This is a genomic window from Martinezella sp. CNPSo 3957 (assembly GCF_057784395.1).
Window position 1 is genome coordinate 32838 of record NZ_JBXSOU010000007.1, and the last position, 25280, is coordinate 58117.

26 protein-coding genes and 4 pseudogenes are annotated in these 25280 nt (G+C 58.9%); 16 read left to right on the forward strand and 14 right to left on the reverse strand.

All coding sequences use genetic code 11. The annotated features are described in order from the left end of the window. Nucleotides 1–28 precede the first annotated feature (28 nt). The 4 genes from AC13QE_RS17400 to AC13QE_RS17415 form a co-directional block, all read right to left on the reverse strand. The gene (locus AC13QE_RS17400; RefSeq protein WP_488484605.1) at nt 29–928 is read right to left on the reverse strand and encodes a GNAT family N-acetyltransferase; all 900 of its coding nucleotides are present in this window, start codon (nt 926–928) and stop codon (nt 29–31) included. 334 nt (nt 929–1262) lie between these two features. Next, complete coding sequence (locus AC13QE_RS17405; protein ID WP_488484606.1) at nt 1263–1478, reverse strand: hypothetical protein; 216 nt, start codon at nt 1476–1478, stop codon at nt 1263–1265. 465 nt (nt 1479–1943) lie between these two features. Further along, nucleotides 1944–2312 carry a response regulator transcription factor gene (locus AC13QE_RS17410; protein WP_488484607.1) on the reverse strand — a complete coding sequence of 123 codons (369 nt, stop codon included), beginning with the start codon at nt 2310–2312 and terminating at the stop codon, nt 1944–1946. Nucleotides 2313–2379: 67 nt separating this feature from the next. Further along, complete coding sequence (locus AC13QE_RS17415) at nt 2380–3036, reverse strand: response regulator transcription factor (RefSeq protein WP_488484608.1); 657 nt, start codon at nt 3034–3036, stop codon at nt 2380–2382. Between the two features lie 934 nt (nt 3037–3970). Here AC13QE_RS17415 and AC13QE_RS17420 point away from each other — a divergent pair. Next, a complete protein-coding gene (locus AC13QE_RS17420) occupies nt 3971–4921 on the forward strand; it encodes an AraC family transcriptional regulator (protein WP_488484609.1) in 951 nt (316 codons plus the stop codon). A gap of 169 nt (nt 4922–5090) precedes the next feature. On the opposite strand, the gene AC13QE_RS17425 is transcribed toward AC13QE_RS17420, so the two are convergent. After that, nucleotides 5091–5684: an FMN-dependent NADH-azoreductase gene (locus AC13QE_RS17425; RefSeq protein WP_488484610.1), complete on the reverse strand. Its 594-nt coding sequence runs from the start codon at nt 5682–5684 to the stop codon at nt 5091–5093. Nucleotides 5685–5773: 89 nt separating this feature from the next. Between AC13QE_RS17425 and AC13QE_RS17430 the strand changes: the two genes are divergently transcribed. Next, nucleotides 5774–6172 (forward strand): winged helix-turn-helix transcriptional regulator, encoded by a 399-nt coding sequence (locus AC13QE_RS17430; RefSeq protein WP_488484611.1) that lies wholly within the window; start codon nt 5774–5776, stop codon nt 6170–6172. 512 nt (nt 6173–6684) lie between these two features. On the opposite strand, the gene AC13QE_RS17435 is transcribed toward AC13QE_RS17430, so the two are convergent. Further along, a complete protein-coding gene (locus tag AC13QE_RS17435; RefSeq protein ID WP_488484612.1) occupies nt 6685–7095 on the reverse strand; it encodes a nuclear transport factor 2 family protein in 411 nt (136 codons plus the stop codon). Between the two features lie 81 nt (nt 7096–7176). Between AC13QE_RS17435 and AC13QE_RS17440 the strand changes: the two genes are divergently transcribed. Continuing rightward, nucleotides 7177–8127 carry an AraC family transcriptional regulator gene (locus AC13QE_RS17440; protein WP_488484613.1) on the forward strand — a complete coding sequence of 317 codons (951 nt, stop codon included), beginning with the start codon at nt 7177–7179 and terminating at the stop codon, nt 8125–8127. A 241-nt stretch (nt 8128–8368) separates the two neighbouring features. On the opposite strand, the gene AC13QE_RS17445 is transcribed toward AC13QE_RS17440, so the two are convergent. Further along, nucleotides 8369–8776, reverse strand: coding sequence for a nuclear transport factor 2 family protein (locus AC13QE_RS17445; RefSeq protein ID WP_488484614.1), 408 nt, complete (start codon nt 8774–8776; stop codon nt 8369–8371). 87 nt (nt 8777–8863) lie between these two features. On the opposite strand from AC13QE_RS17445, the gene AC13QE_RS17450 reads away from it, so the two are divergent. Beyond that, nucleotides 8864–9787 (forward strand): LysR family transcriptional regulator, encoded by a 924-nt coding sequence (locus tag AC13QE_RS17450; protein ID WP_488484615.1) that lies wholly within the window; start codon nt 8864–8866, stop codon nt 9785–9787. A 165-nt stretch (nt 9788–9952) separates the two neighbouring features. On the opposite strand, the gene AC13QE_RS17455 is transcribed toward AC13QE_RS17450, so the two are convergent. Then, nucleotides 9953–11137, reverse strand: a complete 1185-nt coding sequence (locus AC13QE_RS17455; protein WP_488484616.1) for an alpha/beta fold hydrolase — start codon at nt 11135–11137, stop codon at nt 9953–9955. Between the two features lie 204 nt (nt 11138–11341). Here AC13QE_RS17455 and AC13QE_RS17460 point away from each other — a divergent pair, with 204 nt between their 5' ends. The 5 genes and pseudogenes from AC13QE_RS17460 to AC13QE_RS17480 all read left to right on the forward strand — a co-directional run bounded on the left by AC13QE_RS17460 (nt 11342) and on the right by AC13QE_RS17480 (nt 14429). Further along, nucleotides 11342–11920, forward strand: coding sequence for a TetR/AcrR family transcriptional regulator (locus AC13QE_RS17460; protein ID WP_488484617.1), 579 nt, complete (start codon nt 11342–11344; stop codon nt 11918–11920). Between the two features lie 47 nt (nt 11921–11967). Then, nucleotides 11968–12645, forward strand: coding sequence for a TetR/AcrR family transcriptional regulator (locus tag AC13QE_RS17465; protein WP_488484618.1), 678 nt, complete (start codon nt 11968–11970; stop codon nt 12643–12645). A 125-nt stretch (nt 12646–12770) separates the two neighbouring features. After that, a pseudogene (locus AC13QE_RS17470) lies at nt 12771–13449 on the forward strand (IS6 family transposase). Between the two features lie 54 nt (nt 13450–13503). Beyond that, nucleotides 13504–13611 (forward strand): annotated as a pseudogene (locus AC13QE_RS17475) (haloacid dehalogenase type II); the annotation flags it as partial. A 26-nt stretch (nt 13612–13637) separates the two neighbouring features. After that, nucleotides 13638–14429, forward strand: a complete 792-nt coding sequence (locus AC13QE_RS17480; RefSeq protein ID WP_488484619.1) for an aldolase — start codon at nt 13638–13640, stop codon at nt 14427–14429. 100 nt (nt 14430–14529) lie between these two features. Here AC13QE_RS17480 and AC13QE_RS17485 read toward each other — a convergent pair whose 3' ends face one another. The 4 genes from AC13QE_RS17485 to AC13QE_RS17500 all read right to left on the reverse strand — a co-directional run bounded on the left by AC13QE_RS17485 (nt 14530) and on the right by AC13QE_RS17500 (nt 17604). Then, nucleotides 14530–15552: a Gfo/Idh/MocA family protein gene (locus AC13QE_RS17485; RefSeq protein WP_488484620.1), complete on the reverse strand. Its 1023-nt coding sequence runs from the start codon at nt 15550–15552 to the stop codon at nt 14530–14532. 14 nt (nt 15553–15566) lie between these two features. Continuing rightward, nucleotides 15567–15863, reverse strand: a complete 297-nt coding sequence (locus AC13QE_RS17490) for a putative quinol monooxygenase (protein WP_488484621.1) — start codon at nt 15861–15863, stop codon at nt 15567–15569. Between the two features lie 124 nt (nt 15864–15987). Beyond that, entirely contained in the window at nt 15988–16827 is an 840-nt protein-coding gene (locus AC13QE_RS17495) for a type 1 glutamine amidotransferase domain-containing protein (protein ID WP_488484622.1), read from the reverse strand. An 84-nt stretch (nt 16828–16911) separates the two neighbouring features. After that, a complete protein-coding gene (locus AC13QE_RS17500; protein ID WP_488484623.1) occupies nt 16912–17604 on the reverse strand; it encodes a type 1 glutamine amidotransferase domain-containing protein in 693 nt (230 codons plus the stop codon). Nucleotides 17605–17788: 184 nt separating this feature from the next. Between AC13QE_RS17500 and AC13QE_RS17505 the strand changes: the two genes are divergently transcribed. Beyond that, complete coding sequence (locus AC13QE_RS17505; protein ID WP_488484624.1) at nt 17789–18688, forward strand: LysR substrate-binding domain-containing protein; 900 nt, start codon at nt 17789–17791, stop codon at nt 18686–18688. A 25-nt stretch (nt 18689–18713) separates the two neighbouring features. On the opposite strand, the gene AC13QE_RS17510 is transcribed toward AC13QE_RS17505, so the two are convergent. Both AC13QE_RS17510 and AC13QE_RS17515 read right to left on the reverse strand, forming a co-directional pair. Beyond that, nucleotides 18714–19838, reverse strand: a complete 1125-nt coding sequence (locus AC13QE_RS17510) for a zinc-dependent alcohol dehydrogenase family protein (protein WP_488484625.1) — start codon at nt 19836–19838, stop codon at nt 18714–18716. A 78-nt stretch (nt 19839–19916) separates the two neighbouring features. Beyond that, on the reverse strand, nt 19917–20825 hold the full coding sequence (locus AC13QE_RS17515; RefSeq protein WP_488484626.1) for a LysR family transcriptional regulator: 909 nt from the start codon (nt 20823–20825) through the stop codon (nt 19917–19919). A 155-nt stretch (nt 20826–20980) separates the two neighbouring features. On the opposite strand from AC13QE_RS17515, the gene AC13QE_RS17520 reads away from it, so the two are divergent. From AC13QE_RS17520 to AC13QE_RS17545, 6 genes and pseudogenes are all read left to right on the forward strand, one after another. Further along, entirely contained in the window at nt 20981–22162 is a 1182-nt protein-coding gene (locus tag AC13QE_RS17520) for an MFS transporter (protein ID WP_488484627.1), read from the forward strand. A 63-nt stretch (nt 22163–22225) separates the two neighbouring features. After that, nucleotides 22226–23251, forward strand: a complete 1026-nt coding sequence (locus tag AC13QE_RS17525) for an LLM class oxidoreductase (protein ID WP_488484628.1) — start codon at nt 22226–22228, stop codon at nt 23249–23251. 15 nt (nt 23252–23266) lie between these two features. Further along, nucleotides 23267–23485: pseudogene (locus AC13QE_RS17530) on the forward strand (aldo/keto reductase); the annotation flags it as partial. A 113-nt stretch (nt 23486–23598) separates the two neighbouring features. Beyond that, nucleotides 23599–23670, forward strand: a pseudogene (locus AC13QE_RS17535) (IS6 family transposase); the annotation flags it as partial. Between the two features lie 340 nt (nt 23671–24010). Continuing rightward, nucleotides 24011–24352, forward strand: coding sequence for a ferredoxin (gene fdxA, locus AC13QE_RS17540; protein ID WP_488484629.1), 342 nt, complete (start codon nt 24011–24013; stop codon nt 24350–24352). A gap of 21 nt (nt 24353–24373) precedes the next feature. Then, on the forward strand, nt 24374–25264 hold the full coding sequence (locus AC13QE_RS17545; protein ID WP_488484630.1) for a dihydrodipicolinate synthase family protein: 891 nt from the start codon (nt 24374–24376) through the stop codon (nt 25262–25264). Nucleotides 25265–25280: the final 16 nt, after the last annotated feature.

The window sequence follows — 25280 nt, forward strand, 5'->3', positions numbered from 1 at the left end:
CGTTCGTATTTGACCGGCGAACGACCGCTTAATTAATCTGTGCGAGCGAAATTCTCTCTGCCTCTTTATTGAAATCATGAGCTCGGTTGATCTCTCGGAGGTAGGTGACACTGCCTCGGGTGGCGCGCTTAAGGAGGCGGATCGTTGACGTAGGGCGGTACCCAATCCGCTCAAGGATGTGAAGGCTTGCTTGCGTGGCATGCATGAAAGACCTGCTGAGACCCGTTGCTCGGAATCCTTCATATAAAGCTTTTCGGACGGTGGCCTCTGCGTATCCCCGGCGCCGCATCTCAGGCTCAGTCGCAATCAGTGCGACAACTAACTGTCCGTTCGTCTCGATTGCTGCGGCAGTTGAGACTGGAACGCCGGCTCGCAGCCCGAGATACGCAAACGCGTCCTTGCGCCAGAACCATGACCGGGCAAAACCGTCTCGCCCATGTTCGAGTGATATTTCGTATGCCCGGGAGTTGATATCCGCGAAGGCCAGCAGCTGTTCCTCATTGGTGACACGGGCAAAAGTCAGTTCAGGATGCGAGTGAGCTTCCTGCGGAACGCCTTCCAGAACCATGCCGCAGCCGGTGTCTGCGATCTCCAAGCCGACCTGGCTTGCCAGTGATGGCAGGTGTCTTCGAATGTCGGGTGATAGAAGCTCCTCAAATAGCCAGAAAAACCCGGGCCTCGCACGATGATCCATATATTCGCTCACAGCATGGAGCTGCTTTGCAAGCGACTCCTGGTTCCACAGCGGTTCAAGAAGCGTAATGGCGTTAAAGAACGGAAACTCACTGTCGGCCCATCGCCTGGCCAGGCCGTTCTGGCTCCAGACGGCACCTGCTCCATAGTCGAAGACGATCTTTTCCCATGTATCGGCGAGTTGGGCGATCGATTCACGCAACTCTGCATGGGGACGACTTTCTTCTTTATGCATAAAATCCTCCAATCGCTAAATGGCGTCTCAACAATCGGATGTTCCAGTGCTCTGAGAATTTCGAATCTCCAAAAGTCGGTTTCAGACGAAATTTTGCACCTCGATAGCTCGATCGATGGTCTTTCAATTGCGAGTGCCATTTCTCGCGCATTGCGACATCCGCGATTTCGACGAATCGCGTCTGAATGCGTCTGTTCAGATCAGAAATGGCGGTTTCGGCGAAGTTGAAGTCTAGCGCCCTTGAGACGCCGGTGAGGAATATTCCGGATGCACTACTAAGGCAGATAGAATGCGTGCATCGACTGCTGTGCTCTGGAGGTTAAATATCACGAAGTCATTCGAACAGGTTCGTAATCACGTCGCGCAGTTGCCCGTGATCAATATAGGCTTTGTCGCCCACTGCATTTTGCGTCGGATGTGAAAATTCGACGTTCTCGTAGTTCGGAACATGGAGAGCCTGCTCGACAGTCACAATCCCCAGGGGAATGTATCCGCAAGCCCTCCTAGCAACAATTTCGATCAACGGGAAAACAGTTCGCGTGTTCGTCATTCTCGGGCTCGCTATATTCGGAGTTCGACAAAAGAAAGGATCAGCAAGTTGAATCTCGGCTGCGTAGCTGTGACAATTATGGCGCATATAAATTGACTCGCTGGCAATGCGCGTAAGGAGACCCTGTGAAGCCAGGCACGTGGCTGCCCAGCTGCGCTAGAGTGCGCTGAGTAGTGCACCCTAGCAACTATTCTCACCGAAGATATTAGAGGAACTTCCGATTTTTGGAACAAACATGATATATATGCCAATATATACCAAGGTATTGTAAGAATAACGCAGAAATGGAATAGATCGGCGCGCTGATTATATACGCGCTATGGCGCGCGATTTGTGCCGATCTTTCGATCTGTCTTTGCTCTTCAATTGCCGACCCTGCGAGGTTGGATTGAAGTACGCTCCAAAAGGGTTCAGAGAATGGTTTTTGTGCAACGAAGAATTTGACGGCCGTGCTTTCGAAGCTGCTTAGTGCGTTAGCGCGGCTTCAAGACGAGCAATCAACCGATTGATGTCGACTGGCTTGCCAAGAAAGGCAAAGGCGCCACCTTCCATCGCGATCCTACGCGTCCGCTCGTCCTTGTACGAGGTGACAAAGATTATCGGGGGGCGATCCGAATGCTTGTTCAACTCCTCCTGCAGCTCGATTCCACTAACGCCAGGCATGCTAACGTCGACGAGTATGCAATCAATCGCCGATCGCGGTTGAAAGGCCAAAAATTCTTCTGCTGAGGCGAAGAGATGACATGTGTAGCCGTATGACTTCATAAGGTCATCGATCGCTTCACGGATGGCCTCGTCGTCGTCGACAATAGCTATGGTAGGTGCTGGGGGCAATTGACCGACCCTTTTTACATTTTGCCAAGTTCATTTATGCGCCCCTTATTGCTTCCAGGCTACGATACTAAGATACAGGTGCTCGCACATCCTTGCTGAGCATTTCAAATTTTCTCACAAGCTCGGGGACAGATCGGGCCTCCATCTTGCGCATAACATTCCCACGATGGAGTTTCACGGTTACCTCACTGATGCCGAGCTTGTAAGCGATTTGCTTGTTCATCAGGCCCTGAACCACTGCTTGCATGACTTCACGCTCGCGCGCGGTCAAGTTTCCGGCAAGCGCAGCTAGAGCGACGCTCTCTCCATTCTGGCGTCGGAGAGCGGCGTCGCGATCCATCGCTATCGCGACAGCGTCGAGAATGTCCTGGTCCTTGAATGGCTTGGTCAGAAAGTCGATAGCGCCGGCCTTCATTGCCCGCACGCTCATCGGAACATCACCGTGTCCGGTCACGAATACGATTGGCATCTTACAACCGATGCTATGCAGTTGAGCCTGGAAATCCAATCCGCTGACGCCGGGCAGTCTGACATCGAGAAGTATGCATCCTGGTCGGTCAAAATTAGCAGTCTGCAGAAACGCATGAGCGTTCGTAAATGCTTCCGCTTCGAATTTCATCGATTGGAATAGATCTATGAGCGCCTCTCTGACGGAGATATCGTCGTCGATGATGAGTACCACGGGCTTAGCCGGTTCCCTGTGTTGTTTTCGAATTTCACTCACGTTCCATCTCCAGTGTTATCGGCGGTTCATCTCGAAGTCAGCTCTCGGTAGTTGCCACAAGCTCTTTGCCATTACGTTTCGACTATTCCTTGTTTCAGGATATTCGTGAATGTACTTCCGGTGCACATTCACGCTTCCAGTGCGCTCTGGAAATCGGCGATATACGTTTAGCCGAGTGTGCACGAGTGCATTGCGGATGACTGCAGGACGCGCCAAATGGCGGGGCATGCGCATATTGCGTTGACGAACGCACGCTCGATTTCTATGGCGATCTCCCCCAGAAAAACGTCGACCACTTGCCATTGATAGGTAGCGTGATGTTAGCGCGCGATTTTGAAAGGATGTCTTTTGGTTACAACAGAAACGTTGTCCTGGGGTGAGTTACCGAAATTGGTTGATATCGTTGTTAAGCGCCATACGAAATTGGGAGTTAAGAGGCTCCCTTAACACTGATCAAAATATCCGTGCCGCGCCCTAGGCCTTTTAGTTCCACAATAGAGCCTTGTCGCGCGAAAGGCACACGCTCAGTATGTTAGATAAATCTACTGAAGGGTCGCCGGTTTGAATCCCTTCACATCATACGGATCCGATTTTGTTGGCTGCGGGTCTTCGTTTTTGAATATGGCATCGCAGCCAAGCGCGGGACGACTTTCAGACACTGTGGTCAGTGTCCCCAAGTAGCTGAGCGCCATAAAACTCGAAGACGACGCCAACGCCAGCCTGAGGTTACCTAAAGGTAGGAAGCCGAGATATTTCGACCCGTGGAGAAATCGCCCATCGCATCGAAAAATTGAAGCGCGACAAGTTGCATCTTTCACGACGCACCAAGCAACTTGCGACTATCGAAAGCACAGTTCGGGAACGCTCCACGTACCAGCACCAACAGCTGTCACCCGGCAGTGCCGGGTGACAGATCCTCCGTCCACTGTCGGATGTGCTCTCGCTTCTGAAGCTGCGCAGCTATGTGTCGGGCGGCTTTGAGGCGGGCGGCGATTGGGCGATCAGCTTCGGGCCGCATGAGGGGATCAAGTTCCACGCCGTCGTGACCGGCTCGTGCTGGCTATCGGTCGAAGGCGAGTCCCCCGTTCAGGTCAGCGCCGGCGAATGTTTCCTGCTGCCGCGTGGCCGGCCGTTTCACATCGCCAGTGACCTCTCGGTCGAGCCGGTCCATGTCAGCCAGGTCCTGCCGCCTCGGCCGAACGGTCGCATCCTCACCTACAATGGCGGCGGCGACTATCTCAGCATCGGCGGCTATTTCACGTTGTCGGAGGGGCAGTCGGAGCTGCTTTTGAATGTGCTTCCGCCGCTGCTGCACATTCGAGACCGGCCCGGCAGCGCGACGTTGCGCTGGTGCGTCGAGCGCATGCGGCAGGAGCTTTCGGAGGGACAGCCCGGCGATTTCATCATCGCGCAGCAATTGGCGACCATCGTTCTAGCGCAGGCGCTGCGGCTCTACTTGTCCGATCGAACGACCGAAGAAGCGGGATGGCTTTCGGCGCTGGCCGACAAGCGATTGCGCGCGGCCATCGCGGCGATGCACGGCGCACCTGGCCAGAGATGGACGCTGCAGACCCTCGCCAGAGAGGCGGGTATGTCGCGCACCGCCTTTGCGGTGATCTTCAAGGAAAGGGTCGGCCTGTCGCCAATGGACTATCTGACCCGCTGGCGCATGCTGCAAGCAGCAGACAGGCTGACCTCGACTCGTCAGTCGGTTGGCGAGATTGGGGCGGGGCTCGGCTATGAGTCCGAGAAGTCATTCAGCACGGCGTTCAAGCGGGTGATGAACTGCTCGCCTCGCCAATATGGCCGTCGGGAAGTGGAGGCGGGTGAAAATGGGCTCCGCCTCGCGCCTGGCAGTGAACAGATATCCGCTTCGCTCTTTTAGCGGCAGAGCGGACACGTTCAATATGGTGCCTGTTTGGGCTCGGATAACCAGCGTTCTCGGCCGTGATCGCGCTCGCTCGCGGGGATCGATGCTATGGCTTGGGCCAAGCACGCTGACCAGAGGTCAGTGCCGTTCACGGCGCGGGCATGTCGTGCGTTCGCCCGTACTCTCAAGCTCCGAGCGTAACCGGAGCGCCAGCGTTCGGAGAAACTTTGCGCGCCTCTTCAAGTGCGCCCGCAATCGAGGCGCGACGCACCTCCTCGCTTCGCCCGAGCCCCTCGGCGACAATAAACTCAATATCCGTGATACCCATGAATGTGAATGCGGAGCGGAGCAGCGTTTCGGCATGTTCAAACGACTGATACGACGAACCGTCGCTGTAGACGTTGCCGCGCGCCAGCGCGACGATTACGCGCTTGCCCTGGGCGAGACCGATCGGCCCGTTTTCGCCGCGTGCGAAGGTCTTTCCTCGTACGACGATATGATCGATCCAAGCCTTGAGCTGGCTGGGAACCGAGAAATTGTAGAAGCCGGCCCCGATCACCACAACGTCCGTGTCGAGGAATTGCTGCACGTCAGTGCCGGTGTCGAGCACCTTGAACGCGTCGAGGGTGAGATGCGGGAGCGGTTCGCTGGCAAGGTCGCGATAGGTGACGTCCACCGCGTCATGTGTTTCGATGATCCGCTCGACGATAGCGGCAGAAAGCTTTCGGCTGGCCGAGTTTTCGCCCATGATGCTGGAGTCGAGATGAAGAAGCTTCACTGGATATCTCCGGTCTTGATTTGTGACCAGGACTATCTATGTGACCAAAGGCGCTCCGCCAAGAACGCATATTTTTAGGACCTGGTCAAATGGATATGCCCACCTCGCCGGGCGTCAGCACCCAATGCCACAAAGTCGGCAAGGTGCTCGCCATCGTGGGCGACAAATGGACAGTGATGATCGTCAGGGTGCTGGTCGAGCGGCCACACCGCTTCAACGAGATCAAACGGACGGTCGGGGGCATCTCGCAGCAGATGCTGACGCGCACCCTGAAGGCGCTCGAGCGCGACGGGATGGTGAGCCGGACAGTCTATCCGACAGTGCCCCCGCAAGTCGAATATGCGCTGACGGAACTCGGACAATCGCTGGCCTTGCCAGTTCGCGCGCTGGGTGCGTGGGCGGGAGAGCATCTCGACGAGATCGAGAACAACCGGGCGCATTATGATCAGGACAAACGTGTTTCCACCGATCGAGGTGGATCAAAGTAGGCCCACGTTCTGCGAGAAGGGGTAGCTCGACATCGCTCGCCGGCATGACTTTCGGAGCCACAGGCGTGCCCGCAACGTCGAGCACGATGCGGCACCCCACTCGTCGAAGGCGATATACTTCGCCCATCGCCGCCGTTCCCTCTAGAGTCCACGTCGTCCTGCTGCTGGTGAGCCGCCCGCTCCGTCTGCGGTAGGTGCGTCCTGCTGCCGGAGGCGCCCGTGGTCGGCTGATCGGTCGTCCAACCACATCAATGCAGAGCCTCGTCGCCGCCGCCTTGCGCGGCTGACGATACCGGGACGTTACTCGGTCAATTCGGCTGGTTTCGACTCGATTGCCGCGGGCGCTAAGGTGGCCGAGTCGCCTCGCGGCTCCGGCTGGACATCCGGCCGATCCGTATCCCATGGATCGAGAAAGACTTGCAAGCATTGGAGATAAAGCGGCCCTGCGGAGACAACGGAGGTTCTGCGAAAATCTTGCGGATCCTTACGCTACAGCCGCGCGGTCTAGCGCGCTAGGCTGATTGCCCGAAGAAACCAGCCATGTAAACGAACCGTCCGGAAACATCCGGCCTGACAAAGTTGTATCCGGTCGCTACCTTCATCCCGTCGGGCTGATGCATGGACCAAATCGTCAACAACTCGCCGTGATGGATGAAAATCTTCTCCGTCTCGAAATAGGTGCCTGGCATCTTTTTCTGGAAGTCCTGAATATGAGCAATGAGACCGGTGCGGCGCTCACCTTGACCTCCGGGATTTGTAAAGACGATATCGTCAGCGACGCTTTGCTGGAGCAATCGTTCCCGTTCGTCGGCGTCGATAGCCCCATAGGCCGCAAGATATGCCTTCCAGTTATTTTTCAACGTTTCAGGGCTCACTTTAAGATCCTTCCAAAGTAGCGATAGCCGCCATGACCGTCTGACCACTTGGATGTAGAGCCGATCTTGTGTACTGTCGATAATTGAAGATATATTACTGATTATCGAAAGTCTAAATTGGCGGACGTATTGCTTGACATCATACGAATTCTTCGTCCGCGAGCCGTACTCTTCGCCGGTGTCGACGCGTCGGGAGAATGGGCTCTCGGATTCCGTGAGCGAAACGACCTTCTCTTCTGTTGGGTGGAACAGGGAGAATGCCTCGTTATTCGGCCAGATCATCAACCCCTCCTGCTCAGGCAGGGAGATTTTCTCCTGATCCGGGCGTCGACGCCCTTTAGGCTCGCCTCGAGCAGCTCCGCAATTGCTGTCGATAGCGAGATTGCCGCCATGTCTTCAAAGGGCAAGCGACTTCGGCTGGGCTCCGGCGACGATCGACAGACGACGCTTCATGCTGGAAAATTCATCGTTTCTACAGCAAACCACGGTCTGCTGGAGGAGCTGCTTCCGCAGACTGTGGGAGTCTCGGCTTCGGACCCATCCGTCGGGCGGATCCGAGCCCTACTTGCTATGAACGAAGCGGAAGCCCGCTCGCCTGGACCGGCAAGCGAATTCGTGATCATACGGCTGGTCGAGTTGATCCTTGTCGAAATCCTCCGGAGTGGCTTTGTCAGCATAAATGCGGAAAAGAAAGGGCTCCTGGCTGGACTTGCCGATCGAGACACGGAAAGAGCCATCGTCGCGATGCACCGAGATGTCGCACGCAATTGGACTGTCGCCGAGCTGGCAAAACTCTGCGGCGTGTCACGAGCGGGTTTCGCCGCAAGATTCAGGCGCGTTTTCGGAGTGGGGCCGATCGAGTATTTGCTGCGATGGCGCATCGCATTGGCGAAGGACGAACTCCAGGATGGTACGAAGACGGTTGCGCAGATCGCGTTTTCCGTAGGATTCGGCTCGTCGAGCGCCTTCAGCTCGGCTTTCACAAGGACAGTCGGCTGCTCTCCCACTCAGTTCGCGCGCGCATGCGGGACCGAGGCAACCGAGGCACTACAATCTGATCGCACATTGGTCAGGAAATGAGATAGGACGGCTGCCGGCATTAAGGGTGGCTATGGTCCGAACCTCAGGCGGCTCTGTCTCAAAACCTGCTGAAATCGAGAAGCCACATGGACGAGTAGGCGCTCCCGCCATGCGGGAACATCAGTGGCGCGCAGTCTGGTTGCCGCTGGCGATAACAAGGGTATCTCCAAGGCTCGTAGGGATTTGGAGAGGACCAAAGTGACTATTGATCAGCAATGGCATATCCTGGGAGCCGATGCATTCACGCCCGCTTTTCGATGAGCTCCAACACCGGCGCGCCGATCAAGGGAGCCAGCCGCTGTTGTATCGCTACGATGTTGGCGAGCGGCCGCCACTGGACCGACATGCTGGTGATACGGCCGTCCTCGCCGATCCGCATATCGTCAACGCCCGTCACTTCAATGTCGCCAGCCCGGATGCGCAGCATTACCGCGGCGCGCTTGTCGCCCGCGATGACTTCTTCCGTCGTAAATGAATCGACACCCGAGTGCAGCACACCCAACACCTTAACGACGGCATCGCGGCCAACAAAGGGATCGACGACAAACGGGCTCAGCATCACGATGTCGTCGCTTAGATGCTCGCTGAGTTTGTCTACCTCGCCGGCGTCCATGGCGTTCAGAAATGGCGTTACATGTCGCATATCCATGCCGATTTTCCTTCTGTTGATTTGGATTAAATCGCATGGCGCCTCCCAACCTTGTAGCGCCGGATCAGGCGTGACAGTATTGACACCATGTCAACACCAACAATCAGTACAATTCAGCTGCAATGCTTCGTGCGGATCGTGGACACTGGATCGTTCGCCGAAGCAGGTCGGCAGCTCGGCCTGTCCACATCAGGCATCTCGAAGACGATCGCACGCTTGGAGGAGATGAGAGGAGTGCGACTGCTCAATCGCTCGACGCACTCTCTTTCCTTGACACCGGAAGGTGAGGAATTGATCGGACTCGCCCGCGAAGCGGTTCAAAGCATCGAACAGGTTGATACGGCCTTGACAACGGCGGCACGAGACGGTGCCCAGGGTCGCGTTCGAGTTAGCGCGCCAACCGCTTTTCTCAGCGCCTGTCTTGCTCCCCTCACTTCTGCCTTCAGGCTCGCACATCCCGATATCCTGCTCGACTTGCGCGGCAGCGATCAGATGATCGACTTGGCGGAGGATGGGGTCGACATCGTGTTGCGTGCGGGAACTGTGGACGGCATCCCTGGGCATCTTCAGCGGACGCTGTTCGACTTTGCGTGGGTCGCCTGCGCGTCGCCCGCCTATTTATCCAACCGAGGAGAACCATCGACGCCCGGTGACTTGTCAAATCACGATCTTATCGGTTTCCGCAACCAACGCACCGGGGCTGTGGATGCATGGCGCTTTGGTACTCGTGATGGTGGAGCTTCGGAATTGCGATGGTACCCGAGCCCCGCACTGATCCTTGACGATGCTAACGCCGTTGCCCGGACAGCAATCGCCGGTGCCGGCATAGCGTGGGCGCCCCGCTGGCTGGTCGCGGACGCATTGCGAGCCGGCAGCTTATTCCCCGTGCTTGATGAGTGGCCATGCGAACCGACAACGATGTGGATGATCCGTCGAAACCATGCGCTTAATCCGACGCGAATGGATCGCGTCATGACGTTCTTCAGGAAGAACGTGGCGGCATTCCGCTAACATTCCAGCCCGATCATGTCGTTGAGGAAGGCCAAACCGAAGCCGGAGGCGAGCGCCAGATCTGGACCATCAAATCCAAGGGCCTTACCGAAACTGACCGGCGTTACGAGACGGCTGTTTCGGGCGCCGTCAGTAGTTTCACGAGTCCGAGAGGAATTTTTCGACCTAACCCGGAATGGGATCCGCCGCACCCGCCTCCTTAGCGAAGGCGAGCAGGAGCTCGCTTAGCCGAACCGGCTGTTCCTGCTGGATCCAGTGACCGGCGCCGTCAATCAGCTCGACGCCAGCCATCCTCGTTGCCGCCTTCGTCCTCATAAGATCGAGTGCGCCCGGCGCCGAATAGGTGCCCCAATCGCTCGTCCCGCCAATGAAGAGTGACGGGACATCGATCGTCTTGCCGGAATACAGGCGCAACTCAGCGTTCAGATCGGGATCGGAAAAGACGCGATACGCCTGCAAGGCCCCTTGAAATCCGGTGCGGCCATACTCCTCGGTGTACACTGCAAGTTCCGGCTCGGTGAGCCATTTGCAGGATTGGACCTCGGCAGCGGAAGGTTGGAATGGCGCGACGGTCTCTGGCATCGTCTTGCCGAGATCCATCACGTAATAAGTTGGCATCTGTGCAAGATCTGCCGCGGTTCGCCCCTTCAACGGATACGGCTTGTTTCCCGGCCAGTCGCCGCTCTTGACGTGGAAAAATGCACGAAAAAACGCATGCAAGCCTTGAGGGGGGTGCCACATCTCGTCGTTCGCCCGCCGTGAGCTGAGATATTGTTGATAATGCTCTCTCGGCGGATCGAGCGCCGCCAGCGCCGCTGCCAACTTTTGGCTCTCATTGTTCGGTTGGGCCGACGGTGCTTCGCTGTCCGCAGTGTTGAACGCAAACGCCGGCGGACCAGGGAACGGTGCGCTCATCAGTACCACCGAGGGAAAGACGTCAGGTCGGGCGAGCGCGCAATAGGCGGCCACGGGCGAGCCGAGATCGTGGCCGGCGAGCATTGCCGTGCGCCGATACCCCAACGCCGAAACCAACGCGAGGGCGTCGCGCGTCATGTTCAAGAGGCCGAAGGGTGCTAGCGGCGAGTCATACGCATTCACCCAGCCGGTTGTGTGGCCAAAACCCCGTTGGTCGGGCGCCACAACATGGTATCCAGCGCCAGCCAGGATTGGGATAAGGTGTCGCCAGCCGTAAGCCAGATCCGGAAAGCCGTGGAGAAGCAGCGCGAGCGGCCGGCCGGGGCTTTCGTGACCGGCCTCGAGAATATGGACATCGAGGCCGTTGACCCCATGGATCATGCGCGAGCGGACGCCTTTGGGAAGCGTTCCCCCGCCGTACGGTGATGAGGTCAAATCACTTCCTCCTATGGGGTTTGCGCGAGCCGGGCGAAGTGACGCTGCAGCCACGCTGGCCGCGCCCATCGCCAGGACGGCTCGCCGGGACATCGACGGTTTGAAACGAATGGGATGACTCATGCGCCGGCCTCTTTCTATGGTGATCACCATATTATGGCGATCACCATAGCGGCGTCAAGAGAACCGTGTTATGTTCGTTGCATGCCACGTAAGACCGACGCCCGCGCCAACGCGATTGCCACCGCCCAAAGACTGTTTCGCATCCAAGGCTACACTGCCACTGGATTGACTCAGATCATTGCAGAAAGCGGTACGCCTAAAGGATCGTTCTACTTTCACTTCCCACGCGGCAAGGCACAGCTCGCAGAAGAAGCGATCGATCAGTACGTTGCGAGCCGAATTGCGGTTTTGCGAAACATTTCGGCGAATACGGAGGGCGATGCTCTAAATTTTGTTCGCCAGATTTTCAGCGCATTCGCCGCCGAAATGGTCGCCTCTGATTTCCAATACGGATGCCTGATGCAAAATCTGGCGAATGAGCTGCCCGCACTCGACGCCGAGTTGACCAAACGGGTAGCGCGCGGATTTGTTGATTCGACCGAGATTATTGCGGAGCATTTCAGAGGATGCGGTTTCGCTCCTGCGCGCGCATCCTCTACCGCGGCCGCACTGGCAGCCGCCCTCGAAGGTGCGCGAACGATTGCCCGCCTGGAACGCACGCAGGCTGTATTCGAGGCGCTGGCGGATGTTAGTGTCCAGAGGTGCTTACCACCAAAATGACGGGAACGTTCGCCGGAACGGTGTTCCAGACATGTCATGGTGCGCGCATGTCTAAACGAACTCATCAGACCACGCGGCGCGGGGACGCCCTTTCCAAAGCACGGATTGTTGAGGCGGCAATCGAGATTATCGATACGCGCGGGGAGGCTGCTCTGACTTTTCGGGCGCTTGCGACACAGCTGGCGACGGGCAGCGGGGCGATCTACTGGCATATCGCCGACAGGAACGACCTCCTTGCCACCGCCACAGGAGATGTTCTCGCCCGCGCTCTGGCGAAAATGGCCAAGGAAGAGGAGCCAAGGACCGCGATCCGCGCCATCGCGCTTGCGGTATTCGATGCGATTGACGCCCACCCCTGGGCCGGCGCTCACCTTTCCCGCGAACCGTGGCATTCCGCGGTTGGAGAGATCTTCGAACGCATCGGCGGATGGCTCCAGCCGCTTGGCGTTCCTACGGATGCACAATTCGACTGCGCCTCAGCGTTGACGAACTACATCCTCGGTGTGGCCGGTCAGAATGCAGCCAATGCTCGCACGCTTCCGAGCGGAACGGATCGCAAGGCGTGGCTGGAGGCCGTGGCAACGCGCTGGATTCAGGATGATCGAGAATTGCGTCCATTTCTTCGGCGGGTGGCGGCGCAGCTCAGCGAGCATGACGATCGCCAACAGTTCGCTGCCGGCGTGGACTTCATCCTGGAGGGCGCCTGCGTCAAGCGAAACGCTTGAGCAGGGCGCTTAGCGTCGTGGCGGCCCGAGCCGATTCTGTCGCAAATTTCCGCCCCGGCTTTACAACCTGATTGCTCATGACATAGATCCGCGGTGAAGAATCGCAGGTGAGTTGAGTTTCCGCCATGGTCGATTTCAAAGACAGTCACTATCCAAAAGATGTGATTTTATACGCGGTGTTTTTCTACGTCCGATATGCGGTCTCCTATCGCGATCTGGAAGAGATTATGGCCGAGCGCGGTGTGGCTGTTGACCATGTGACGCTGAATAGATGGGTCGTGAAATATTCACCGCTCATTGCCTGTAAGGCGCATCGCCGTAAGTCGGCGACCAGCCGCTCCTGGCGAATGGACGAGACCTATATCCACGTTAAAGGCAAGTGGACCTATTTCGTGCCGTCGATAAATTCGGCAAAACCCTTGATTTCATGCTGTCCGAGCACTGTGACGAGGCTGCGGCCAGCGCCTTCTTCGCCCACTCGATCACGAACAATGGCTGGCCTGAAAAGGTCGTCATCGACAAGAGCGGAGCGAACCTCGCAGGGCTGCGGAATATCAACTTCGTCCTGCTTTGCAGGGATGGTTCTGGCTGATCGAGGCCCTGCAGGTCAAATACCTCAACAACATGATTGAGCAGGACCATCGTTTCATAAAGAGACTGACCCGGCCGATGAAGGGATTCAAATCCTTTCAGTCGGCATCAGCTACCCTGAATGGCATCGAAGTGGCCCACATGATCCGAAAACAACAATTTCCAGCGAATGGCCAATCGGCTTTTCAACAATTCGCTGCACTTGCTGCTTAACTGCCTCCAGCAATAGCCGTCTCTGCGGCCTTCCTAAAAGTTTGCGACAGAACCGATCGCGGAACCGGCCGGAAGCCGCTTGCCGACTACGTGCCGAATAAAACGGTCACCCGGCTTGACGAGGTTTGCCGATTGCTTTCCGCTGCGGGCTGGATGGAATAGGCGATTGTTCTGACGGAGATATATTCATGGCGCATGAACTTAAACGCGGCGAGGCCGCACCGGCCATCCTGCGAAACACCGATCTCGACGGGGAGGTGATTTGGCAGGCGCGCATCGATCTTGCCGCCTGTCTGCGAGCTGCGGCACGATATGGCCTCGAAGAGGGCATCTGCAACCATTTTTCGGCACTTGTGCCGGGACATGCCGATCTCTTCCTGGTCAACCGGCTCGGCTGGGCTTTCGAGGAGGCGACGGCGTCCAGCCTCCTGATCTGTGATTTCGACGGCAATGTGCTGTCCGGCGACGGCGAGCCAGAGGCGACGGCCTTCTACATCCATGCCCGCCTGCATAAGATGGCGCCGCACATCGGTGCGGCATTCCATACCCATATGCCGAATGCGACTGCGCTCAGCATGGTTGAAGGGGAGCCGCTCATCTGGGCCGGGCAGACCGCGTTGAAATTTTATGGCCGCACGGTCGCCGACGAGGACTATAACGGTCTCGCGCTCGACGAAAGTGAGGGGGATCGTCTGGCGCGTGTGCTTGGCGACAAGGCTATTCTCTTCATGAAAAATCATGGCGTCATGGTCTGCGCGCCGAACATCGCGGAAGCCTGGGACGATCTCTATTATCTTGAGCGCGCGGCAGAAGTGCAGTTAAAGGCGATGAGCACGGGGCGGCGGCTTCTCCCGGTCGATCCCGACATCGCGGAAGCGACCGCCAGACAGATGCGGGAGGGTGATCCCGAGAGCGCACGGCTGCATCTGGAAAGCATCAAGCGCCGGCTCGACGTCCAGGCGCCCGACTATCGGCTGTGACTGCTCGGTGCGATAAAGATGGAGCGGCGGCGGTATGTAGCACGCCGCTGTTCATGGATTTTGTCTCATGTTCCGATTTGAGGTTCATTGTCGGGAGGGCTCAGCCCTGCGTCTGGATTTCTCGCCAGATCGCGTCGAGGAAGCTTTGCGTCTTCGCGGTCGCCTCAAGCCATTTCTCCCGTCCGGCGGCGTTGCCGTTGCGGATCAGATCGGCGAAATTCTCGATCATTAGGCCATGCTGCGATCGTTCGCTCGGCGTTTCGACGAAGGCGAAATCTTTCCTCGTGGCCATGCCGGAACGATGGACGAAACCCGTCGGAATGTCGGGATTGTCGAAGCCGAAGCCGCTGCGCCAGTCGAGAACGAAGTCGTCCTGCGTCAGGATGCCGGAGGTTCCGGCGACGGTCAGGTCCATCACTGCGGCGCCTGCGGTATAGCCGACATCGAAGGTAGCGGTCTTGCCGGCGTCGAATTTCAGCACGCCGGTCGCGCGGATGACCGCATTCGACTGCAGATCGCGCTCGCCAAAGACCTTGATATCCTCGAGGGTGTCCGGTGCGAGATATTCGACGACGGCCCGCATCGAGTACCAGGCCATGTCGCCAACCGCGCCCATCGGCTCGTCGGTCAGGTCGAAGCGGATGTTCTCCCGGTCTGAGAAGGGGAAATAGAACATGGTGTGCAGCGAGCGCGCGGAGCCGATCAGTTCGCCAAGACGCTGACGCATCGCGGACGTGCGCGGATGATGGACAAAGTGGGTCGCGTCCATCAGCACGAGGCCCTTCTCGCGGGCGAGAGCCGACAGGCGCTTGAAAGAGTCCGCGGAATGCAGCGGTTTTTCGATGAGAACGTGCTTGCGGGCGGCCAGTGCGCGGCTTGCGACGTATTCCTTCGCTGAGGTGGGGGTCGCGACATAGACGGCATCGACATCGCCGCGTGCGATCAATTGATCGGCGCCCTCGATGGCGATGGTGCCCGGATAATGAGCGACGAAGTCCTCCGCCTTCGCAAGCGTCCGGCTCGAAACGGCGGCAAACCGTGCGTTGCCGGACAACTGGATTTCCGGGGCGAGGATGGTCGCGATGAAACCTGTGCCGATGATTCCGATGTTCACCTTAGTCATTGTTATGTCCCTTCTCAGGCGATCTGTTCGAGGGGATGGATCTCGATGCTAGCGATCGTTCCTGGCGGCAGTTGCGCATTGAAGACGCGGATGGCTTCGCCGGACATGTGCTGTTCCCATACCTGACGGGACGCCCATTCCTCGATGAAGACGTAAACACCCTTCTGGTTGAGGTTGCGATGGAGATGATAGGAGAGGCATCCCTCCTCAGCTCGTGTCGAGACGGACAGTTCCGCCGCATATGTCTCGAATGCGCCTTCCTTGCCGGGCGTTATCACGACGCGCGCCATGACTTTGATGCTGCTGGTCATTTTTTGTCCTGTCGAACCGGTTTCAGCTCGCGATATGGAGCGCCGGTCAAGCTGTGTGCTGAGGTGAATGACGCCGGGACGCCGCTCCGGATTGGGAGCGGTGCCGGCTGATCGTCCGGCTGGGTTATTTCAGCCGCTTGAGCAGTTCGGCGGCCACGGCCGGGGCGGAAGCGGGGTTCTGGCCGGTAATCAATTCGCGATCGGTCACGATGTGTGAGGTGAAAGGCGTCTGGTTGCTGATGAAGTCACCCCCGGCCGCTTCCAGGGCCGTCTGCGGGTAGAATTTCATTTCGCCGCCATTCAGCAGGCCCTTGGCGAGACCCTCTTCCTCATTGCTGATGACGGTCATTTTATAGCCTGCGTAAATCCAGCCGTCGGCTTTCGCCGAACCGCTTGTCTCAAGCTTCGTGGTGAAGCCCTCGGCGTCTGGAAGGGCCGAGAGCAGGGCGATCGGGCCGTGACAGGCGAGCGCGGTTGTCTTGCCCTTGATATGGAAGGCGGTCAGAAGCTTGCCCAGTTCCGGGCTGACCAGAAGATCCTGCATCGGGGCATGACCGCCCGGCACATAGATGGCATCAAAATGGTCGTAGCCGATCTGCTCGACGCGGGCGAGGCTGATGACCGGCGACTTCTCTGACGATGTCAGGTTGAGCTTTTCGAGCAGCGCACTGCTTTCTTCCATAGCGGCAACGTCGTCACCGAAATGCATCTTGTCCACCGAGGATTTGTCGAGGGTAGGGGCGCTACCCTTCGGCGTGGCGAAGGTAACGTCGTGACCTGCATCCAGCAGTGCCTTTACCGGCTGTATCAGTTCGTTGAGATAAAAGCCGGTCTGGAAAACCTTGCCGTCCTTCAGGTCGAGGTGATCGGAATCCGAGAGAACGATCAGGACATTGGCTGCCTGTGCGCTGAATGCGCTTGTTCCAAGAGCAAGGGCGAGGGCGAAAGTGCGGATGGGTTTCATGTTCTTTCTCCAGACATAGGCACTCCCTGCCCCGCATGGGCGGGGAGCGCTGATGTGTTGTTGGTGGTGGTGTGGTGACGCCGTTCAGGCGGTCAGGAGGTCGCGCAAGGATTCGCCGACGCCGGTCGCCGATTGTGGGTTCTGACCCGTGACCAGCCTTCCGTCGACAACAACCTTCGCCGTCCAGTCGGCGGCCGGATGATGATGTGCGCCGCGCGCGGTGAGCGTGCTAGCGAGCAAGAAGGGAACGGTCTTGTCCAGCTTGACAGCCCGTTCCTCGTCATCGGTGAAGGCAGCGACATTTTTGCCGGCGACAAGATTGGCACCATTGCTGAGCGTGACATTGACCAGCGCGGCCGGGCCGTGACAGACGGCGGCGACAACGCCGCCCGCTTCGTAAATGCTGCGGGTAATGTCGTTGACCGCCGGGCTTGTCGGGAAGTCCCACATCGCACCGTGCCCGCCGGCGAAAAAGAGCGCCGCGTAATTTTTCGGGTCGACTTCGGCGAGGCGCGACGTGTTGCGAATAGCATTACGGAAGCCTTCGCTATTCCAGTAGCGCGCATTGGTCGGGTCATTGAGATCGAGGCCATCGACCGGCGGTTCTCCCCCCTCAATTGAGGCGAATTCGACAGGGATACCAGCGGCATCGAGGACGGCAAGGGGATGTGTGACTTCGCCGAGGTAGAAGCCGGTGGGTTCACCCGTCTCGCCCTTGGTGCCGTGGCTGGTGAGGACGAAGAGAACCGGTTTGATAGGCTGAGTTGCGCTTGACATGAATTGCTCCTGAAATCTGAGACTGGATCGCATTTGATGAGGTAAATGTATTGAAGCCTGCCGAGTGGATAAATGAGCCTTCGGGGAATTCATTTGTTCTCAAAGGGACGAAATCTCTTTGTTGACGCGATGATCGGGGATAAGACTTGCCCAAGGGAAGCTGACTTATTCGCAAGGGGCCAAAATGGGGCGGCGGTTTGATCATCTCGGCGACGTGGAGGCATTCATCATCGTTGCCGAAAAAGGTTCGATGACGGAGGCAGCCGTTGGGCTTGCGACGACAGCATCGGTCCTCAGCAGGGCGATCACCCGTCTGGAGGCCCGGCTTGGCGCACAGCTGATGCGGCGATCCACACGGCGTCTGAGTTTGACGGATGAGGGCCGGGCCTATCTCGAGCAGGCACGTGCGGCGTTTTCGGTGATCGACGATGCGGAACGGGCAATTCAGGGGCCGACGGGAGCCTCATTGACGGGCCATGTCCGCATCAGCGTACCGACGACCTATGGCCATTACCGGCTGCCTGCCATGCTGGACCTCTTCATGCAGGCCTATCCTGAAGTCCAGATCGAATTGAGCATCACCAATCGCAATGTCGATCTGGTGGCGGAAGGTTACGATCTGGCGATCCGCCTCGGCCCCTTGCCCGATAGCGGACTGGTGGCGCGCAAACTGGAGGACGCGCCGTTGCGCCTTGTCGCCGCCCCGCATTATCTCGAACGGGCGGGCATGCCCCTGCATGTCGAAGACCTGGCTAAACACCAGTGTCTGCCTTTCGTGATGCCGAGCACGGGGCGCTGCGCGCCGTGGCTGTTTCGTGTCGAGGGGCGCGATCTGGACTGGACGCCAACCGGCCGCATTCGTGTGTTTGACGATGTGCTGGGTGTCGTGTCCTTGGCCGAAAGCGGCCTCGGCATCTGCCAGACCTATGATTTCATCGTTCGCGACCGCGTCAAAGAAGGGCGTCTTGTCGAGGTGCTGGACCATGCGCAGGGCCGCTCCCGGCCTTTTTCGCTGATCTTCGCCCCGCACCGGCGTCTGTCGGCCGCGACACGCACGCTCATCGACTTTTTCGTGGAGAGATAATCGCGAGCGGGCTGTGCGGCCGCTTTCAGAATTCGATGACTTGCCGAACGGCGCTGCCGTCGTGCAGGCGGTCGAACCCTTCATTGATGTCTTCGAGCTTCAGCCTCCCGCTCAGCAGGCGGTTCACCGGCAACCGGCCATCGCGATAGAGGGCGATGAAGCGCGGAATATCCCGTAGAGGCACGCAGGTGCCGATATAGCTGCCCTTGAGCGTCCGCTCCTCACCGACCAGCTGGACGACATTGACCGGCAGAGCCGCGCCTGACGGCGGAAGACCAGCGGTAACGGTGGTGCCGCCACGCCGGGTCATCTTGAAGGCGTTTTCGAGGGCGCGAATGGAACCGGCCATCTCGAAGGCATAATCGGCACCGCCGGAGGTGATTTCGCGAACCTGCTCCACGGCATCCTCATCGCGTCCGTTCACGACCGCGGTCGCGCCAAGTTCGCCGGCAAGCGCAAGCTTTTCCTCGGAAAGATCGACGGCGACGATCTTGCTGGCGCCCGCCGCCCGGGCTCCGAGAACCGCGGCAAGGCCAACACCGCCAAGCCCGATGACGACGGCGATCGAGCCGGCCCTGACCCTGGCCGTATTCACCACGGCGCCGACGCCCGTCAGAACCGCGCAGCCGAAAAGTGCTGCCTCGACAAAGGGCAGATCCCGTTCGATCTTGACCAGTGAATTGCGCGACACGACGGCATATTCGGCGAAGGCCGACACGCCGAGGTGATGATGGACGGCCTGGCCATGATAATTCAGGCGGGTGGCGCCACCCAGCAGCCTGCCTGCGGCATTGGCGGCGGCGCCCGGTTCGCACAAGGCGGGCCTGCCTTCCGCGCAGGGCATGCAATGGCCGCAACTCGGCATGAAGACCATGACCACATGATCGCCGCGCTGAAGATCGCGCACGCCTTCGCCCAGCGCCTCGACGACGCCTGCCGCTTCATGCCCGAGCGCCATCGGCATCGGGCGGGGCCTGTCACCGTTGATGACGGAAAGATCGGAATGGCACAGGCCTGCGGCGCGGATGCGGACGAGGACTTCGCCCGGGCCGGGCGGAGCAAGCTCGATTTCTTCGATCGCAAGCGGTTTGCTGGTGGCGTAAGGGCGAGACATATTCATCTCTCGCAATATCGCGGCTTTGACCTGCATTCTTTCTCCCTCCACGTAAAGTCGTTCATCGATGCCATCTTTCCACGTCATTGATGGCACGCGCAATTCCATCAACCGCTATGCCCGGTCCCTGCCGACATGTTCGGCGAGGAAGTCTATGAATGCGCGGATGCGGGTCGCAAGGTGCTCATGTCCGGCGAAGACGGCATGGATTTCTTCTATATCTTCGGGATTGTAGTCCTCCAGCACCGGCACGAGCATCCCGGCATCGATATCGGGCTGGACATGGAACTGGCCGACGCGGCCGAGACCACTACCGGCAAGACAGAGCCGGCGCATGATCATGCCGCTGTTGACGGAGCTGTTGCCGGATACCGGCAGCCGATAGATTTCCGTCGATCCCGGATTGCGGAACGGCCATTCATTGAGGCTGCGACGGAAATTGAAACTGAAGCAATTATGGGCTGAAAGATCGGCCGGTGTCTTCGGCATGCCATGCCGTTCGAGGTAAGCCGGTGAGGCGATGATGACCCGCCGGCTGTCGAGAAGTTTCCTGGCTTTCAGGGACGAGTCGTCCATGGCCCCGGAGCGGATGGCGATATCCGTCCGTTCCTCGATCAAGCCAATGATGCCATCCGTCAGCGAGATATCGAGCCGGACTTCGGGATAGAGTTCCAGAAAGGCCGGTACGAGCGGGAGGAGAAACCGTTCACCAAAGCCAACGGAAGCATTCACCCGCAACAATCCCCTCGGCATCAGTTTTGCGCCCGCCGCTACGATCTGCTCTGTCTCGGCGATATCGGCCAGAATTCTCCGGGCGCGTGCCAGATAGACCTCTCCCTCCGGCGTCAGCGTCATCATACGGGTGGAACGGACGAGCAGGCGGGTTCCGAGCCGGTCCTCGATGCGGGTGACAAGCTTGCTGACGGCTGACGGCGAGAGCTTCAGGCGCCGTCCCGCTGCCGAAAAACTCTGCAATTCCGCAGCGCTTACAAACACTTCCATTTCGCCGGTGCGATTGTCCATGTGCCCTCTTTGTGAATTCAATTCAAAGTTATTTATCAAATAGTGCCGATTATCACACAAGTCCTCTTCGACCATATTGCGTCAGAGCAATTCCAACCGACAGCGACGCTGTCCCCGCAACCCTCACCCGGGCGGTGAGCGGAGAGGAACCTGTCATGCCCTTAGCCATATTCGCCTTGACGATCGCTGCCTACGCGATCGGAACAACGGAATTTGTCATTGTCGGCCTGCTGCCGACTGTCGCGAACGACCTCCACATCACCTTGCCGCTTGCCGGCCTCATCGTCAGCGTCTACGCGCTCGGCGTCACCTTCGGTGCGCCGATCCTGACGGCACTTACCGGCAAGATTGAAAGAAAGCCGCTGCTGCTTGGCCTGATGGCCCTGTTCATCGTCGGTAACACCGTCGCGGCCCTGTCGCCAAGCTATGAGATTCTGCTCGTCGCCCGTGTCCTTGCCGCCTTCGCTCACGGCGTCTTCTTCTCGGTGGGCTCCACCATCGCCGCCGATCTCGTGCCGGAAAACCGCCGCGCCTCCGCCATCGCCATGATGTTCATGGGGTTGACCGTCGCCATCGTCACCGGCGTTCCGATCGGCACCTATATCGGCCAGGTCTTCGGCTGGCGCGCGACCTTCTGGGCCGTTGCCGCCCTCGGCGTCGTCGCCTTCGCCGGTATCGCCGCGCTGTTGCCAAACACGCTGAAGAAGGCACCTCCGGCAAGCATTCTCGATCAGGTCCGCGTGCTCGGCTCCGGCCGCCTGCTGATCGTCTTCGCCATGACCGCACTCGGCTACGGTGGCACCTTCGTAGCCTTCACTTTCCTGGCGCCGATCCTTCAGGATGTCACCGGCTTCTCCGAATCCAGCGTCAGCCTGATCCTTGTGCTCTACGGCATCGCCATTGCAGCCGGTAATATCGGCGGCGGCAAGATCGCCAACCACAACCCGGTCAAGGCACTGATCGGCCTCTTCCTGGCGCAAGCCATCGTGTTGCTCGTCTTTTCCTTCACGGCCGTCTCGCCGGTCTTGACCCTCATCACGCTGGTGGCGCTCGGCTTCCTGTCCTTTGCCAATGTCCCGGGCCTGCAGCTTTATGTCGTGCAGCTCGCCAAGGAACACCGTCCGGGTGCCGTCGATGTCGCCTCGGCACTGAACATCGCCGCCTTCAACCTCGGCATCGCCATCGGCGCATGGCTTGGCGGTCTGGTCGTTGAATCGCCGCTGGGCCTCGTATCGACCCCGTGGGTCGGCGCCATCCTCGTCGCCGTCGCCCTGCTGCTGACCATCTGGAGCGGCGCACTTGACCGCCGCGCGGCCCCGGTGCTGAAGGCCGCCTGATGCCTGAAGGCCCGGCGCATAGGCGCCGGGCCGACTCGACCCGATTTATTCCGGAGAATTTTAATGTCCCCTTCAAACACAGGCCGTTCTTCCGCGCTTGAGCTCATTCGCAAACCCGCAGGTGGCTTGACGCTCGGCATCGAACTGCCGCTCGACGATGACTGGTCGCCGGAGCGGGAAGAGCAGCGCGCCCGGGAAGGCCGTCCCTTCGGCGTTCCCGATCTCACCCGCTATCCCGATCTCATCCGCCAGGTCGACCGTTCCGGTTTTGCCGCCGTGTGGATGCGTGACGTGCCGGTTTTCGATCCAAATAATTTCGGCGATGCCGGCTCGGTCTACGATCCCTTCGTCAATCTCGGTTACCTCGCCGGCATCACCCAAAACGTGGCGCTGGGTACGGCCGCCGTCGTCCTGCCGCTGCGTCACCCGATGATGGTCGCCAAGGCCGCCGCCTCCGTCGACAGGCTGTCGGGAGGTCGCCTCATCCTCGGCGTCGCCTCCGGCGACCGGCCGGTGGAATATCCGCTGCTCGGTCTCGATTTCGAGGGTCGCGGCGAAGCGTTTCGTGGCGCCGTTTCCTATCTGCGCGATGCCTGGAAGACCGGCGGTCTGCCGATCGGCGACGGCCGGATCGAACCGAGCCTCGACCTGCTGCCAAAGCCGCAGCAACCCCAGATCCCGATGATTATCGCCGGGCAGGGCCAACAGTCACCGGACTGGATCGCCGCCAATATGGAAGGACGGTTCGTCTATCCGAACGGGCTGGAGCGGCTTGCCGCCCAAGCCCGCGATTGGACCGCTGCCCGTAAAGGTCTCGGCCTGCCGCGCGGCGCTTTTGTCAGCGCCTTCCATCTCGATCTCGCCAACGATCCGAACGAACGGCCGACACCGCGCCGTTTCGGCGCGCGGCTCGGGCGCAATGCCTTCGTCGATCATCTCAATGCGCTGGAAGACGCCGGCGTCGATCATCTCGCACTGTTGCTGCGGCCGTCACGGCGGCCGCTCGATGAGGTGATCGACGAATTGTCGCGCGATGTCCTGCCTGTCCTCAACCGCCAACCCTCCCCGGCGAAGACCGCTGCGGAATAATCAAGGAGCAAATCCATGCACACTGTAACCGCCAACGGCGCCACCATTCCGGCCCTCGGCTTCGGCACGTTCCGCATGCCTGGTCCCGATGTTCTCAGGATCGTTCCGCATGCGCTGAAGGCCGGTTTCCGCCATGTGGATACCGCGCAGATTTACGGCAATGAAGCGGAAGTCGGCGAAGCCATCGCCAATTCCGGCGTCGCCCGTGGTGATATCTTCCTGACCACCAAGGTCTGATGCGCCATCGACCTTTTCCAGATTCCAGATATTTCGTTGGACGGTCTATTAGTTGTAATGGTGATGTCACGTTGCTGGTGGCTTAACGGTTGATGGCTGAGCGGTCGGGGATGAATTTATCGATCGTCAGCTACAAGAACCATCGCTTTCCACCGCAGATCATTGTCCATGCGGTCTGGCTTTAGTTTAGGTTCCCTTTGAGCCTGCGGCTGGTCGAGGAAATGCTTTTGGAGCGCGGCGGGGGCGCCAATACATCGCCGCGAGCGGCTTCACGACTTTTTTAGCGCCCCATCTTCTAAGAAAAAGCCATTCTCGGATGATATTGCTGCAGATGAGTAGACCACGAGGCGGCCACTGAATGTCGGCTGAAAGGCCTATGCCATGTGCCTTTCGTACCCCTCTCTCGGCCCCGACCATTGCCGTTTCGGCAAGGAGAGAGCCGAAAATCGGCGCTTCTTAAGAACGCTTCACTTTGTCATAGTTTGCTAAAGGCGTCATTCAGAGCGCCGTGAGGTGAAGGTCATGGCTTACGTAATTACCGAACCCTGCATTGATATGAAAGATGGGGCCTGTACGGTCGCTTGTCCGGTCGACTGCATCTACGAGGGCGGTAGGATGTTCTACATTCAGCCGGAGGAATGCATCAATTGCGGGCTCTGCCTTTCTGTTTGCCCGGTCGACGCCATCTTGTGGGACGAGGAAATGCCGACGGAACGGCTGTTCCTGCGCGATGTCAATCGCGATTTTTTTGCCGATAGCGTCACCGGGTGGGGCGCTCCCGGTGGTTGGGACAAGAGCCGCGTCACCAGCCTCGATCATCCTTTCGTGGCAGACTATCGCAGCCAGTCCGAAAAACGAATCTGACAAAATGGGAGGACCCTTCTCGTGACACAGAACCGGATTGCCGGCGTGATCGCCGCTGTACCCACGCCTTTCGACGATCAGGGCAACATCGATGGTGCCGCCTTCATCGAACATGGCCGCTGGTGCCTTAACAATGGCTGCGATTTCCTGAACGTGCTGGGCACGACGGGCGAGGCCAATTCCCTTTCTGCCACCCAGCGCAGCACCCTCATGACGACCGCAGCGCGGGAGTTGGATGGCAGCAGGCTGATGGTCGGGACCGGCACGCCGGATCTGGAAACGACGGTTGCGTTGACGCGCCGCGCATTCGATCTCGGCTTTGCGGCGGTGCTCGTGCTGCCGCCCTATTACTACAAGCCGGTCGAAGAAGACGGCTTGTTTGCCTGGTTTGCCGAGCTTGTGAGAATGACGGCGGAAACGCCGATCGCGATCTACCTCTATAACTTCCCGCAATTGACCGGCATCGAGTTTTCGCCCGCCTTGTCGGCGCGGCTTTCGCAGGCTTTTCCAAAGCGCATTCTTGAGGCGAAAGATAGTTCCGGAAATCTCGCCTATGCGCGCGAGCTTGCCAAGATCGCCGGCTTTGGCGTTTTCCCGAGCAGCGAGGCGGTACTTGCCGATGCCGGTCGTGATGGCTATGCCGGTTGCATCTCGGCGACCGTCAATATTGACCCTCGCTCGTCGCAGCGGCTGTGGTGCGACCAGGAGAATGCCAAGCTGCTGGAACAGGTGCGAGGTCTGCGGCAGACGATCGCCGCCCATCCCCTCATTCCGGCCGTCAAGCATCTCGTTGGCAAGCGCACCGGAAATGCTGTCTGGAACAGGGTGCTGCCGCCGCAATTGCCGATCAGCCACGAGAAGAGGCTCGAAGGCCTCGATGCAATACGGATCGGTGCGCTGGTCGACGCATGATCTCCGCCTGGCCCGG